Source organism: Streptomyces botrytidirepellens (genome assembly GCF_003721215.1).
Classification (GTDB): Bacteria; Actinomycetota; Actinomycetes; order Streptomycetales; family Streptomycetaceae; genus Streptomyces; species Streptomyces himastatinicus.
In genome coordinates this window covers 1-13,736 of the sequence record NZ_RIBZ01000054.1, presented here as the reverse complement: position 1 = coordinate 13,736, position 13,736 = coordinate 1, and the positions used below count along the sequence as shown (strand labels likewise).

Genomic DNA, 13,736 nt, shown 5'->3' with positions numbered 1-13,736 from the left:
CAAGGCGTGGTAAAGCCCCTTGGCGTCTGCCGGCAGATAGGGCACTCCCAGGGCGTGAGTGCTGTATCCGGCTCTGGAGCGCCGTAGGGAGACTGTTTGCGGAGGCCTGGCTGGAAGAAAAAGTGTGCCAAGCGAGCGAGAATAATGTCCCCGCTGTGTGTGCGCTTGGCGTGGTGATCGACGAGCACTGCTTACCTGCGTGTCGCTCAAGTGCGGTGCTCTTGTCGTTGATGTATCAGGCCTGGGTGGTACGGGAGGCCGGGCAGCCTGGGCGGCGTCTGACCCGTTGGGTTGGTTTGACGGGCGCTGGCGGTGCTCAATCGCAGGCGGTTTGGACCTGGCGCAGGAAGTGCGGCCAGTGCTCCGGTGGGTTGGAGCTGTGCCGCATGCTGCGGAGGCTGAGCTGGAGGGTTTTCCTGAGCGGGTGGGGGGAGTGCATGATCGCCTCGTTTCGCTGGGCGAGCCGGTGGAGTTCTTCGGGGGTGGGGAGCCGGTCGCTCTTCGCGCTGTTGCACGCTTGGTGTGCGGGTGCGAGGTTCCAGATGACGTCCAAGTCCGGTCCGTCCCAGCCGGATACGTTGCCGAAGCGCTGCATCAGGGAGTAGGGGAAGACGTGGTCGACAGCGGTGCTGTCGCCCGGCGTGATGGGTTGAGCGCAGATGAGGCAGCGGCCGTGCTGGAATCCGATCAGTGCGTCGGTGACCCTGGTGACCGAGCGGCGGCGGCGCTTGTCCGTGAGCTGCACCGTCTCCCAGTCCATCGAGAATCCCTCGTCGGTGAGGCTGCGGCCGATGCCCGCGGCGAAGGAGCTTTCCACGATGTCCCACCGAACACAGAGGCCCTCGCCTCGTTCAAGCGCCCCTCAGGGCGCGTCGCCCGTCACCAACGTGCCAGGACAGCACTGCGGGTGCCGGTAAAACATCCACGCAGGTGAGAGCTTGATCAGAGATCTTCGACTTTGGCCGATGCTCACCCCGGCGTCTTCACCTGCACAAGGCCCCGACGGCATCATGATCTGTCGTGCTGCTGCGCCTGGCCTATCTCGCCGCGACCAACACCCTGGCGTTCCTACGCCTTCTGCCGATGAGCGACAGAGACAAGGACATCGAGATCCTCGTGCTTCGGCACCAATTGCTTGTCCTGCAGCGCCAAGTCGGCAAGCCTGCCTTCACCGACAGTGATCGCGCTGTGCTCGCCAGCCTTCTGTACCACCTGCCCAAAGACAGACTGCGGCACCTTCTGCTGCTGGTCCGCCCCGAGACGGTCTTGCGCTGGCATCGTGAGCTGCTCAGGCGGCGCCATGCCGCGACCTGCGTGTCCAAGCGGCGTGGACGCCCACGCACCATTCGATCGATCCGCGTCCTCGTCCTGCGTCTGGCCAGGGAAAATGCCTCGTGGGGGTATCGCCGGATTCACGGCGAGCTCGCGGCGCTGGGGATCAAGGTCGCCGCCTCCACGGTCTGGGAGATACTCCGCGAGCACGGCATCCCACCCGCACCCGAGCGGCAGAGCACCACCTGGGCCGACTTCCTGCGCAGCCAGGCCAAGGCCCTCCTCGCCTGCGATCTCTTCGAAGTCCGAACGCTGACAGGGGCGCGCCTGTATGTCTTCGCCGTCATCGAGCACACCACCCGTCGCATCAGGATCCTCGGTGTCACCGCGCATCCGACCGGGGATTGGATCGTGCAGCTCGGACGCAACCTCCTTATGGACCTCGAGGACGCGGGCAGCAGGGCGAAGTTCCTGATACGCGACCGCGACTCGAAGTTCACAACCGCCTTCGACACCCTGATGACCGACGCCGGTCTCAATGGCGTCACCACCGGCATGCGGATACCACGGATGAACTCGCTGATGGAGCGATGGATACAGACCTGCCGCACCGAACTCCTGGACCGGACCCTGATCTGGAACCAGGGCCACCTGCTCCACGCCCTGCGCGAGTATGAATCCTTCTACAACGAGCACCGCCCGCACAGAGCCCTGCAACAAGCCGCTCCCTGCCGCCCGCTACCCGCCCCCATCACGCAACAAGCCCAGCTTGCCCACTTGGACGTCCACAGACGAGACCGGCTCGGCGGTACCCTCCACGAGTACCAGCGAGCGGCCTGAACTGCGCGGATGATTTGTCGGCACCCACACAGTCGCAGCAGCACGGTCGATCATCATGACGCGCCGGCTACCGGCTACGCGAGAGCACCGACTCGAGCGACGAGGCCGACGACCGCCAGTCCAGGTACATCCCTCTGACCAGGGCGGATGACATTCTCGGCAAGCGCAAGGTCGGTCTTATAGGGCTCGTGCTCGCTCACGGCGACCAGCTCAGCACACCCATGGCCGCAGTGCAGAAGCAGAGTGTTCGCGATCACGGAGAAACTTCACGGGTGTGGAAGGCACGGCGGACGGTCTCGGCCAGGGCGTGCTTTCGGCGCTCGTGGTCCGGTGGGGGGGTGTCCTCAGCGGTGCCGGAAGGGCCCACATCCGACCAAGTCAGCGCCATGGACGTCACCAGCGCGAGAAGATCCTCTGCCTGCAGCGATGACACGACTCGCCCGTCGCTCTGGGCCTGCGTGATGGCCTGTAGCTTGGCGCCCGTCTCCGGTGCTGCGGTCGCGGTGTTCGTGGGCGTGACTCCCTCCAGCCGGGCCCAGGCGGCAAGCCTGATCAGTTCCGGTTGCGCGAGAGCGGCTTCGTAGAGCCCCGTGGCGTACTGGGCGAGGTCGTCGGCAGTGAAAGGGACCGAGTCGACGACGGTTTGGGAGTGGGCGCGGAAGACGGCGTCGAAGAGGCCGAGCTTGTCACCGAAGTAGGCGTACAACCGAGCTTTGTTGATACCCGCGGCGGCCGCGATGCGGTCGACGCGGGCACCCGCGATGCCGTGGGCCGCGAAGTCGGTGGTTGCGGCGTCCAGCAGGCGGCGGCGGGTGTCTTCACTCTTGGGGTACGGCACAGCCTCATCATACAAACCAGTTAGTTTTCATCGCGCCCTCTGGTGATGTATAAGTGAAAACGAACTAGTTAGTTTCTGCGATCGGATTGGATCGTTTGCATGACTGTGCACGCGTATGCGGTGGAGCGGGCGGGTGACCCTGTGCAGGTGCGTCAGTACGAACCGGAGCCGCTGGGACCTCTTGAGGTGGACATCTCCGTGACCCACTGCGGCGTCTGCCACACCGATATAGGTATGATCGACAACAGTCACGGGATCTCACGGTTCCCGGTGGTAGCGGGGCATGAGGCTGTCGGGGTGATCACGGCATTGGGTGACGCCGTGGACCACTCCCGCCTCGCTCTGGGACAGCGTGTGGGAATTGGCGCGTACGCGGGGTCGTGCTTCGCCTGCGAGTGGTGCATAACCGGCCGCCAGCACCTGTGCCCGGGCGGCGACGCAACCGTCTTCCGCGGCGACCGCGGCGGGTTCGCCACTCAACTCCGCGCCAGCGACTGGCGGCATGTGCACCCGCTCCCGGACGTCATCACCTCCGAGCAGGCAGGGCCGCTGCTGTGCGCCGGTGCGACCGTTTTCTCGGCCATCGTGCGTCACGACGTCCGGCCCACAGACCGGGTCGCCGTCGTGGGTGTGGGCGGTCTGGGCCACCTGGCTATCCAGTTCCTGGCCAAGTGGGGCTGCCACGTCACCGCCGTCTCCAGGAGTGCCGAGAAGGCGGACGACGCCCGCCGTTTCGGCGCCCACGCGGTCGTCACCCCCCATGACGGGTTCGAGGACCTGGCCAGCTCGTTCCACTTCGTACTGTCCACTGTCTCGGGTGATCTGCCGTGGGACACGTACCTCAACGCGTTGCGTCCTCAGGGAACCCTGTGCGTGGCCGGCGTCCCCGACAGCAGCTTCACCGTGCACCCGCTCAGCATCCTGACGGGCGAAAGAAAACTCGCGGGAGGCCTCACGGGGACGCCGGCCGAGACCCGGCAGATGCTTGACTTCGCCGCGCGCCACGGGATCCGCCCCGCCACGGAGACATACCCGGTCTCCCGCATCAACGAGGCACTCGACCACGTCCGCCGTGGTCGAGCGCGTTACCGTGCCGTCCTTGAGATGTGAGCGTCGTAGGCCACTGCCCTGCCTCCTCGCCGACACGGCGCCCGGCGATCCGTGGGAGCAAGCGGTCAAGGCCTGCCTGACCGTTCTGTGCCACCGCGACGCCGGGCAGACGGTCGGCCGCCACCTGGCGGAACCGGTGACGGCCCATCCCGGCCGGGAGAATGAACCGCCTCGGTTCGGTAGGTCGGCCGGCGCCGATGACCCTGCGGCCCACCCTTGACTCGGCCCGTGGAATCACGGAGGGGAGAAGCGAGCGGGCCGCCCCGAAAAAGGGGGCCCGGTGGGGCGGCCCTTAGTACTCCGGTCTGACTTCGCGATCTTCATCGGTTGGTGTGTGGACAAACGAAGATTCGTGGGTGGCCGCGGGCCGTAGCGTAGACCCTGCTCGCTGGCGGGAGATGTTCGACCAGGCCATGGCCCGGATCGCGGGGCGGTTCAGCAGAGTTGAGCCCCGGGTGAGTGCCCGTTTCTATCTGCTCGGGCTGCTGTCGAAGGCGGAGCGGAAGAACGGCTGACAGCTGGCCGAACAGGCCGGCCTGGCCCGGCCGGGGCCGATACAGCGCCTGCTGCGCTACGCCCGCTGGGACGCTGACGCCGTCCGTGACGACCTGCGCGCCTATGCCGTCGACCACCTCGGCGCCGACGGCGGTGTGCTGATCGTGGACGAGACCGGCTTCGTGAAGAAGGGCCACGCCTCGGCGGGAGTGCAGCGCCAGTACACCGGCACTGCCGGGCGCATCGAGAACTCCCAGGTCGGCGTCTTCCTCGCCTACGCCACCAGCCGGGGGCGGGCGCTGGTCGACCGCCGGCTCTACCTGCCCGAGCAGTCCTGGTGCAGCGATCCCGAGTGCCGCCGGGCTGCCGGGATACCCGAGGAAGTGCAGTTCGCCACCAAACCCCGCCTGGCCTGGGAGATGATCGTCTCCGCGCTGGAGTCCGGGGTGAAGGCACGGTGGGTGACCGGCGACGAAGCCTACGGGCAGGACCCGCAGCTCCGTGCCGCCCTGGAGGCACGCAGCGCCGGCTACGTGATGGCCGTTGCCTGCTCGACACGGGTGCGGATCAACCATGGCCGCACTCCTGTCCGCGCGGACACCGTCGCCGAACGCCTGCCCGCCACCGCCTGGCAGCGGCACAGCGCGGGCAACGGCGCGAAGGGCCCGCGCCACTACGACTGGGCCTGGATCCACATCGGCACCGACGAGCACCGCCACCTGCTGATCCGCCGCAACCGCGCCACCAGGGAACTCGCTTTCTACGTGTGCTGGTCACCCGCCACGGTCACCCTTGCGGAACTGGTCCGCGTCGCCGGTGTCCGCTGGAGCGTCGAGGAGTGCTTCCAGGCCGCCAAGGGCCAGGTCGGACTCGACCACTACCAGGTCAGGCACTGGACCTCATGGCACCGGCACATCACCCTCGCCATGCTCTGCCCTTGCCGGAAACCTCATCCGTGCAGGTCACGCCGCATGTTGATATGCGTGGAGGATGCCGCCGAGGCGATCGTGCCGGCGTATGTCGAGGCGGGCTAACGCGTCGGGATCGTCGATCGAGGTGGGCAAGGGGTGGAGCGGTCTGGCGTTCGCGATGCCCTGGTGTGGTCGGTGTCCGTTGCAGAACTGCTCGAACTCGCGCAGGGTGTGGAGGAGATGTCGCTGGTTCCAGATCAACGTCCGGTCTAGCAGCTCGCGGCGACAGGTCTGTATCCAGCGCTCCGTGATCGAGTTCATTCTTGGCATCTGGATGCCGCTGAGCACGACGTCGATCCCCGCGTCCTTGAGGACGGCACCGAAGAGGTCGGGGAACTTCCCGTCCCTGTCCCGGATCATGAACCGTGCGCGGCAGCCGAGGTCTTCGAGGTCCATGACGAGGTTCTTCGCCGCTTGCGCTACCCAGGACGCGCTTGGGTGCGCGATTGCGCCCAGGACGCGGATCCGGCGACTGCCGTGTTCGATCACCACGAGCACGTACATCCGTACCCCCGACAGGGTGACTGTTTCCATGAAGTCGCAGGCCAGCAGGGCCTGAGCGCGAAGGAAGGTGGCCCAGGTACTGGAGTTCCGCTCGGGCGCTGGGTCAATGCCTGCCTCCTTCAGGATCTCCGTAAGTTGTTTGGTGGCCCGGGAGGGCCGGATGTGGCTGATGAGGATCTTGCCTTGAGCGTGGCTCTCTGGGAGTGGCCGTCTGGTTCTCCGGGGCGCCCTGGCTGCTGATTGAGATGTGCGTTTCGGTCGCTGATTACGGAGATGACAGCGGGGTGTTCCTCGGGCCGGCAGAAATGCTGTTGGGAACGAGGAGGGCACATGAGCGAGGGTCGGGCTCGAGTGTGGGCCGGTGTCGACGCGGGCAAGGGGCATCATTGGGCGGTGGTGGTCGATGAGACCGGCGCGACGGTGTGGTCCAAGAAGGTCGACAACGATGAGTTGGCGATCCTGGGTGCGCTCGGCGAGATCCTGGAGTTGGCCGACGTGGTCCACTGGGCCGTGGACATCTCCGGTACCGCTTCCGCGTTGCTGCTGGCTCTGCTCGCAGCTCATGGACAGCACGTTGTCTATGTACCCGGCCGCACGGTCAACCGGATGTCAGCGGCCTACCGGGGCGAGGCCAAGACTGACTCCCGCGACGCCTATGTCATCGCCGAGACCGTCCGGCACCGCCGGGACTTCGCCTCGATTGAGGTGCCCGCGCAGTTGGCCGCTGACCTCGCGCTGCTTACTGCCCATCGCACTGACCTCGTGGCTGACCGGATACGGATGATCAACCGTCTCCGCGATGTGCTGACCGGTGTCTTCCCTGCGTTGGAGCGGGCCTTTGATTACTCGGCGCACAAGGGCGCGCTGGTCCTGCTGACCGGCTACCAGTTGCCAGCTGCTATCCGGCGCCGCGGGAGGGCCCGGCTTGCTGCGTGACTTGCCCATCGGAGTGTCCGAGGTGCCGAGGCCGTTGCTGCCGTCGCTCTGGAGGCGGCTCAGGCCCAGCAGACCGCGCTTCCTGGTGAGGATGTCGCCGGCCAGATCGTTGCCGACNGCCGTCGCTCTGGAGGCGGCTCAGGCCCAGCAGACCGCGCTTCCTGGTGAGGATGTCGCCGGCCAGATCGTTGCCGACCTGGCTGCTCAGGTCTTGGCCTTGGATGACCGGCTCAAGCGGATCGACCGGCAGATCCGCGACACGTTCCGTTGCCATCCGCAGGCGGAGATCATTGAGTCCCTGCCCGGAATGGGCCCGATACTTGGGGCGGAGTTCGTCGTCGCGGCCGGTGACTTGTCCGCGTACGCGGATGCCGGCCGTCTCGCTTCGGCGGCCGGGCTGGTGCCGGTCCCGCGTGACTCGGGGCGCCGGAGTGGCAATCTGCACCGGCCCAAGCGCTACAGCCGACGCCTGCGACGGGTGTTCTACATGTCCGCGCAGGTCAGCGTCACTCGTGAGGGGACGAACCGGGACTTCTACCTCAAGAAGCGAGGTGAGGGTTGCAAGCACGTCCAGGCCGTCATCGCCCTGGCCCGCCGACGAGCGAGCGTGTTGTGGGCACTCCTACGCGACAACCGGGTCTTCGCCCCTGCCCCACCGATGACGCGAGCGGCTTGACTTCGGCATTGAGGCTCCCAGACAGCGGACGCGCCCACCCTCACCCCCAGCACGAGCAGCTCGCCGTGCAGACGCCTGTACCCCCAGCTCGGGTTCTCCTTCGCCAGCCGCAGCACCAGGATGCGGATCGAGCGCACGGTGCGTGGCCGTCCCGGGCGTGTGGGCCGGCAGGAGGCGGCATGACGGCGTTTGACGAGGTTGCGGTGCCAACGCAGCACCGTGTCGGGGCGTACGAGCAGCCGTAACTGTCCCAGGACGTGCATCGGCAGCCGGTGCAGCAGCGCCGCCAGGAACGCCCGATCGCTCAGCGTGAACCGGATCTCGTCCTTGCCGAGTTGGCGTTCCAGCACGGTGATCTGACGGCGCAGAGCGAGGATCTCGGCGTCTTTGTCCCGGTCGGTCATCGGCAGCAGGCGAAGCATCGCGAACGCGTTCACCACACCCAGGTAAGCCAGTCGAAAAAGCACGATCGATTCATCATGACGCTGTGATGGCAACTGGGCGAGAGCGCCAGCTCGAGCGGACGCGGCCAGGATTTCGGGACACCCGAAGAACCGCCCCCACCAGGGCGGATGAGGTTTCCGGCAAGGGCAACGCTGCATGATGCGGAGGCAGCGGTTACACGAACCGGTCGGATAGGGCAAATACCTTGTGAATCAGGTCCTGTTCCGGTTGCCTTGGTGCCTTGACCGTGGCGCGTACGCGTCCTTGACGGAAAGTCGGATGCTTCGTAAACGACCTGACCGCGGAACTCTCCCGCGAGCAGACGGCAGTACTGACCACCATGGCGCACCAGTACCTCGCGACAGGTTTCTGGCCCGTCTGGCAGTACGTGGTCGCCACCATGGATCGGCATGATCTTGATGCCGAAGAGCTGATCCGCTCTCTCCCGCGCGTCGGCTCCACCGAGTCGATCGGCCCCTCGTACGGGCTCACTTCGCACCTGGGACCTCATCTGGCTGATGGTGACCGCCCCGCCCTCACCATCGCGGCGTGCCTGCACCTGACCGAGCTGCAGCCGTACATGGCCGACCCCTTCCTCCGCGTCCTGCACACGATGATCGCGATGCAGCGCGCCGCGCCAGTCTCCACCCAGGAGGCCTGTAGGTGTCAAGAAATACGTTCGTACTGGTCACGCAGTATGTCGGTACTCGTGCAGGATGCCGCCGAGGCGATCATGCCGATGGACATGGAGATCGGCGAGCTGGTCGGGGGTGGTGACAGGTTCGGGCAGTGGGTGGAGTGGTGCGGCGCTTGCGAGAGTGCGGTGGGGTCTGTGCTCGTTGTAGAACGCCTCGTACTCACGCAGTGCGCGGAGGAGGTGGGTCTGGTTCCAGATGAGGGTGCGGTCGAGGAGCTCGGTTCGGCATGACCGGACCCAACGCTCCGTGATCGCGTTCATGCGCGGCATCTGGACACCAGTCTGAACGACCTTGATGCCCTCGGCTTGCAGGACGGTGTCGAAGGGTGCCGGATAGCGCATGTCTCGGTCCCGGATCAGGAACTTTGCTCTGATGCCTGTGTTTTGGAGGTCCATGGCCATGTTCCGGGCGAGCTGGGTGACCCAGTCGGCGGTGGGATGTGCGGTCGCGCCGAGGACTCGCACGCGGCGGGTGGCGTGCTCGATCACCGCGAGGATGTACAGCCTGGCCCCTGTCAGGGTCTTGGTCTCGAAGAAGTGTGCGGCGAGGATGGCCTGGGCCTGGGAGCGAAGGAACGTCGCCCACGTGGTGTGGTCCCGTTCGGGTGCGGGGCCGATGCCGTGCTCCTTGAGGATGTTCCACACGGTGCTGGCGGCGCCCTTGATCACGGGGGAGGCGAGTTCGCCGTGGATGCGCCGGTAGCCCCAGCTGGGATTCTCCTGCGCGAGCCGCAACACCGGGGCGCGGATGGATCGTACGGTGCGGGGCCGTCCGGGGCGTTTGGGGCGGGATGCTTTCGCGTGACGGTGGCGCAGTAGCTCACGGTGCCATCGCAGCACCGTGTCAGGTGTGACGATCAGTGGTAGTTGGCGAAGTCGTGCCCGGGGGAGGCGATGCAGGAGAGCGGCCAGCAGGGCGCGGTCTGGCCAGGTGAACTTTGGTTTGTCGGTCTGTCGCTGCAGCACGGCGAGTTGGTGGCGCAGCGCCAGGATCTCTGCCTCCTTGTCGCGGTCACTCTTCGGTAGGAGCCGTATCAGGGTGAGCATGCTCGTCAAGGTCGGGTAGAGCAGTCGCAGCAGCACTCCACAATGCTGGTGTGGGGAGGCTAGGTCGGCAACGGGGGCCTCTACGGTCACGGTTGACTGGCGGACCCACCGCAGCGTTCGCCCGTCGTGACCAGCACGGATGAGGTTTCAGGCACGTACGGGGCTCTGGGACCAGTTTGGGACCAACTGCCTGTTGGCCGGTGCTCAGGTAGCTGCTCAGCGCGGCTCCGGCGAGGTGGATGGACCGCCTGCTCGGGTGCAGGCAGCGCTGGGTGGTGGACAGTGAGCCGTGTCCGGCAATCTTCTGCAGAACGTGGACGGGAACACCGGCGTCTGCCATCCAGGTCAGGCCGGTGTGGCGCAGGTCGTGGCGGCGCAGGTGCTCGTACCCGAGCCGGAGGACGACCTCGTCCCAGTGGGATCAACACCACCATCGGCGACAAGTTCTTCGGCACCGCCAACCTCCTCGCCGAGCATGCGGTCGGCGAGGATGCGGACGTTGTCGAGGTAGACCTCGCGGGTGGGGAGCCCTTGGCACCGAGCTTCTTCTCCGGGGCACCGGAGGAGACGCCCTCGTCCGACTTCTCGACGACGAACGCCGATATGCCCTTGCTGCGCTTCTCGGGGTCGGTCACCGCCATCACCGTGTAGTACTCGCTCACGCCCGCGTTGGTGATCCAGCGCTTGACGCCGTTGAGGACGTAGTAGTCGCAGTCGTGGACCGCCTTCGTCTTCATGCCGGCCGCGTCGGAGCCCGCCTCCGGCTCGGAGAGGCAGTACGAGAACATCGCGTCACCCCTGCCGAGCGGGGTCATGTACTTCTTCTTCAGCTCCTCGGAGCCGGAGAGGATTACCGGGAGGGAGCCCAGCTTGTTCACCGCGGGGATCAGCGAGGGGCTGGCGCACACGCGTGCCACCTCCTCGATCACGATCACCGTGGCGAGCGCGTCGGCGCCCGCGCCGCCGTGCTCCTCGGGCACGTGGACCGCGTGCAGATCACTGGCGACGAGGGCTTCCAGCGCCTCCTGCGGGAAGCGGGCCTCCTCGTCCGCCGCGGCGGCGTACGGCGCGATCTTCGCTTCGGCCAGCGAACGGACGACGTCGCGGAGCATGTCGTGCTCCGCGGTCGGGCGGTACAGGTCGAAGTCCGACACAAACTACTCCGCTTCGCTCGGCTGCCGTCCCGGGCCGGGCGGGCCCGCGAAACATTGGGCGATGGCGAGCCATTGCTCGGCGGCCTCGCCTTGGCAGGTCAGGGCCGCATCGAGCCGGTGTCTGCGCTGGGTGACCACCAGGGCGAAGTCGAGTGCGTCGCCGGTGACGAAGGCGTGGGCGTCTTCCGGGCCGCGGACCCATGGCTGGCCGCTGGGCAGACGCAGCTCGACGCGCGGTGGCGATGCCGGCACGGCCAGGCCGCGGTTGGCGAAGCAGAATTCGAAGGTGACGAAGCCGAGGTGGCAAACGTGCCGGATCCGGTCGGTGGGTCGAGGGACGATCTTCAGGGCCTCGGCGACATCTTGGCCGTGGGCCCAGTATTCCATCAGGCGAGCTGTGGCCAGCGTCGCCGGGCTCATCGGCGGCCCGAACCAGGGAACCTTCTGGTCCCGACGCGTGGACTTAAATGCCCTCAGCAGTGCCGCGAAGGCGTCAGCCCATTCCTGTCGCAGTTGCTCCACTGGGAGGTCTTGGCGGGTCGCGATGTGGCTTTCGAGGAGTTCGGCCAGACCGTCGTCCGTAGCGGGACGGGCGCGCTGGAATTCACCGGGAGCGGCTATCGCTTCCTTGGCCACAAGGTCGCAGCCGATCAGGTGCGACACACTCGCTCCGATGTCCCAGCCGGCGGCCGGAGTTGGCTGCCGTAGGTCTGTCCCCGATGTGATGAGTGCCTGCAGCGAGTTGAACTCTGCCGCGAGATCGCCGATCAGCTCGCCCGGAACTCCGCAGTCCCTGTCGATGACCCTTCTCCTGTCAATGTTCTGAGGCCCCCTGCTTTGAGGCCTCCCGTGGATCCGCGGGGTGCTTGCCGATCAGGCGGATGTGAGGTGGTTGTAGCGGCTTCGGAAGAACAGTAGGGGGGACGCCGTGGTGTCGGCGTCGAGGTCGTCGACACGTCCGATGACGATGTAGTGGTCACCGGCCTCGTGCACGGCTTCGATCGTGCAGCCGATCCAGGCGACCACGCCGTCGACGACCGGGTCTCGGTTCGGTCCGGGCCGCCAGGTCACGTCGGCGAACTTGTCGCCTCCCGACACCGACAGAGCACGGCAGATCCGCTCCTGGTCGGTGGCGAGGATGTTCACGCAGAAGGTGCCGCGCTCGGCGATGACCGGGAACGTCGACGACGTCTTGCCGGGCAGGAACGCCACGAGGGGAGGGGCGAGCGAGACCGAGGTGAAGGACGCGACGGTCATACCCACTGGCCTGTCCTGCGCATCGCGCGAGGTGATGGCGGTGATGCCGCTGGGGAAGTGCCCGAGGACGGCCCGAAAACGCGCAGCGTCGGGGCCTGAGCACTGAGAATCCATTGAAGTAAGCATGCTGCTACTATACAAGCATGCTTACTAATCGCCAAGCATGCTGATGTTCTGGTCCCGCAGGTCGTATGCTGCACGGGTGACAAGCCCGCTGCCCTACATCAACCCGTTCGACGACGGACGCTCGCCGACCGAGGTCACCGCCGGCATGGACGAAGCGTCCTCGATGATCGACGCCGCCTTCCGGTTGGAGCGGGCGGTCACCAGGATCGGGAACACGCGACTGCGTCCCTGGAATATGACGCTGTCCAGCTACACCGCCCTGCGAATCCTGGCCAATCAGCCCCATCTCACCCTCGCTCAGCTGTCACGCCGCTGCTACGCGCGGCCGCAGACCATGACGCGGATCGTCACCCAACTGGAGAACCGCGGTTTCGTGGCCCGCGACGCACATCCCGAGAGCGAACGGGCACTCTCGCTCCAGGTCACCGAGGCAGGCTTGGCCGCCTTGGGTGAGATGAGCGAGGAGGTCCTCAAGATCAGCGACACGCTGAACGACACGCTCGGGCGGGACGACATCGTCGCCACCGATCGCCGCCTGCGACAGGCCGCGCTCGTGGTGGAGAACGAACTTCGGGACATGGGCCGCCGCGAGGATTAGCCGCGCCGATATGGTCCAGGCAGCTCCGGTGCTCGTTCTGCGGTAGAGGACCGAACGACCGCGACGTGGGGCATGGATGCCTACACGGGTGTGGGCTGTGGACGTCCCCGCTCGTGAGGTAGTTGTTGGCGAGCCTGAAGGCGAAGGGGTGAAGCAAGCGCCGTGCCGATGGACTCCCGACTGGCACGGCGCTCCGACGCTCGTGACGCCGCTGATGCCCAGCAACCCGGCCGGTTACCACGGCAAGCCGGAGTCAGGGTCTGCCCGCTGAGCTTGGTCGTCGCCTGCGGGTCTACCGCCGCGCGAGTGCACTCCCGCGGTGTGTCTCTGTCGGCGAGGTACCGCTCGAGGAGCGTTTTCCTGATGCGCGATCCGTGACATCGTGCACAAACCCGCCCCAGCGTGCATCTACGTCCAAGGCCCGTGCCAGCTCGCCCAAGACATCGTGCAGCGCCACGGCCCGGATCCGCGGCGCGTCGACTCCGTCCACATTGGACTCCCGGAGCAGGCGGTGCGCTATCCGGGGTGTGACAACGGCGGACCGATCACTGACGTGCTGGCCGGCTCTCTGAGTGTGCAGTTCAGCGTGGCATCTGTGCTCGTCGCCGGCGGGATCTTCGACCGGAACTGGAAAGACCCCTGCGATGCCGCCACGAACCGGCTCGCTGCGCGGTCGCGGCTCGTCGAGGATCCTGATCTGACGGCGGCGTTTCCGGCCCGCAACGGATCGAGCGTTCGTGTCCTGCTCGGCGACGGGCGTACGCCCGTCGC

The 13,736-nt window shown here is 66.6% G+C and carries 10 protein-coding genes and 5 pseudogenes; 6 read left to right on the top strand and 9 right to left on the bottom strand.

Features of this window, described 5'->3' with window-relative positions:
* Positions 1 to 316: 316 nt before the first annotated feature.
* Entirely contained in the window at positions 317 to 817 is a 501-nt protein-coding gene (locus EEJ42_RS04055) for an HNH endonuclease (RefSeq protein ID WP_246096031.1), read from the bottom strand.
* Between the two features lie 203 nt (positions 818 to 1,020).
* Between EEJ42_RS04055 and EEJ42_RS04050 the strand changes: the two genes are divergently transcribed.
* Positions 1,021 to 2,112, top strand: a complete 1,092-nt coding sequence (locus EEJ42_RS04050) for an integrase core domain-containing protein (RefSeq protein WP_123098631.1) — start codon at positions 1,021 to 1,023, stop codon at positions 2,110 to 2,112.
* Between the two features lie 253 nt (positions 2,113 to 2,365).
* On the opposite strand, the gene EEJ42_RS04045 is transcribed toward EEJ42_RS04050, so the two are convergent.
* A complete protein-coding gene (locus EEJ42_RS04045; protein ID WP_123098630.1) occupies positions 2,366 to 2,950 on the bottom strand; it encodes a TetR/AcrR family transcriptional regulator in 585 nt (194 codons plus the stop codon).
* Between the two features lie 99 nt (positions 2,951 to 3,049).
* Between EEJ42_RS04045 and EEJ42_RS04040 the strand changes: the two genes are divergently transcribed.
* Together EEJ42_RS04040 and EEJ42_RS04030 are read left to right on the top strand one after the other, a co-directional pair.
* Entirely contained in the window at positions 3,050 to 4,060 is a 1,011-nt protein-coding gene (locus EEJ42_RS04040) for an NAD(P)-dependent alcohol dehydrogenase (protein ID WP_123098629.1), read from the top strand.
* A 413-nt stretch (positions 4,061 to 4,473) separates the two neighbouring features.
* Positions 4,474 to 5,487: pseudogene (locus EEJ42_RS04030) on the top strand (IS701 family transposase); the annotation flags it as partial.
* A 30-nt stretch (positions 5,488 to 5,517) separates the two neighbouring features.
* Here EEJ42_RS04030 and EEJ42_RS04025 read toward each other — a convergent pair.
* Positions 5,518 to 6,165 (bottom strand): annotated as a pseudogene (locus tag EEJ42_RS04025) (transposase family protein); the annotation flags it as partial.
* A gap of 195 nt (positions 6,166 to 6,360) precedes the next feature.
* On the opposite strand from EEJ42_RS04025, the pseudogene EEJ42_RS04020 reads away from it, so the two are divergent.
* A pseudogene (locus tag EEJ42_RS04020) lies at positions 6,361 to 7,642 on the top strand (IS110 family RNA-guided transposase).
* 14 nt (positions 7,643 to 7,656) lie between these two features.
* Here EEJ42_RS04020 and EEJ42_RS52435 read toward each other — a convergent pair.
* From EEJ42_RS52435 to EEJ42_RS03990, 6 genes and pseudogenes are all read right to left on the bottom strand, one after another.
* Positions 7,657 to 8,109 (bottom strand): annotated as a pseudogene (locus EEJ42_RS52435) (integrase); the annotation flags it as partial.
* 665 nt (positions 8,110 to 8,774) lie between these two features.
* A complete protein-coding gene (locus EEJ42_RS04010; RefSeq protein ID WP_123098627.1) occupies positions 8,775 to 9,866 on the bottom strand; it encodes an integrase core domain-containing protein in 1,092 nt (363 codons plus the stop codon).
* Entirely contained in the window at positions 9,796 to 10,194 is a 399-nt protein-coding gene (locus EEJ42_RS54470) for a tyrosine-type recombinase/integrase (RefSeq protein WP_425472844.1), read from the bottom strand. The genes EEJ42_RS04010 and EEJ42_RS54470 overlap by 71 nt, the downstream gene beginning before the upstream one ends.
* A gap of 89 nt (positions 10,195 to 10,283) precedes the next feature.
* Positions 10,284 to 10,942 (bottom strand): annotated as a pseudogene (locus EEJ42_RS04000) (acyl-CoA dehydrogenase family protein); the annotation flags it as partial.
* A 45-nt stretch (positions 10,943 to 10,987) separates the two neighbouring features.
* A complete protein-coding gene (locus EEJ42_RS03995) occupies positions 10,988 to 11,752 on the bottom strand; it encodes a TIGR03084 family metal-binding protein (RefSeq protein ID WP_281291391.1) in 765 nt (254 codons plus the stop codon).
* 105 nt (positions 11,753 to 11,857) lie between these two features.
* Positions 11,858 to 12,355, bottom strand: a complete 498-nt coding sequence (locus tag EEJ42_RS03990) for a flavin reductase family protein (protein ID WP_246096029.1) — start codon at positions 12,353 to 12,355, stop codon at positions 11,858 to 11,860.
* A 49-nt stretch (positions 12,356 to 12,404) separates the two neighbouring features.
* Here EEJ42_RS03990 and EEJ42_RS03985 point away from each other — a divergent pair, with 49 nt between their 5' ends.
* Positions 12,405 to 12,965 (top strand): MarR family winged helix-turn-helix transcriptional regulator, encoded by a 561-nt coding sequence (locus EEJ42_RS03985; protein WP_246096028.1) that lies wholly within the window; start codon positions 12,405 to 12,407, stop codon positions 12,963 to 12,965.
* 382 nt (positions 12,966 to 13,347) lie between these two features.
* Positions 13,348 to 13,736: MmgE/PrpD family protein (locus EEJ42_RS03980; protein ID WP_148081841.1), on the top strand; the 389-nt coding region annotated here is incomplete at its 3' end.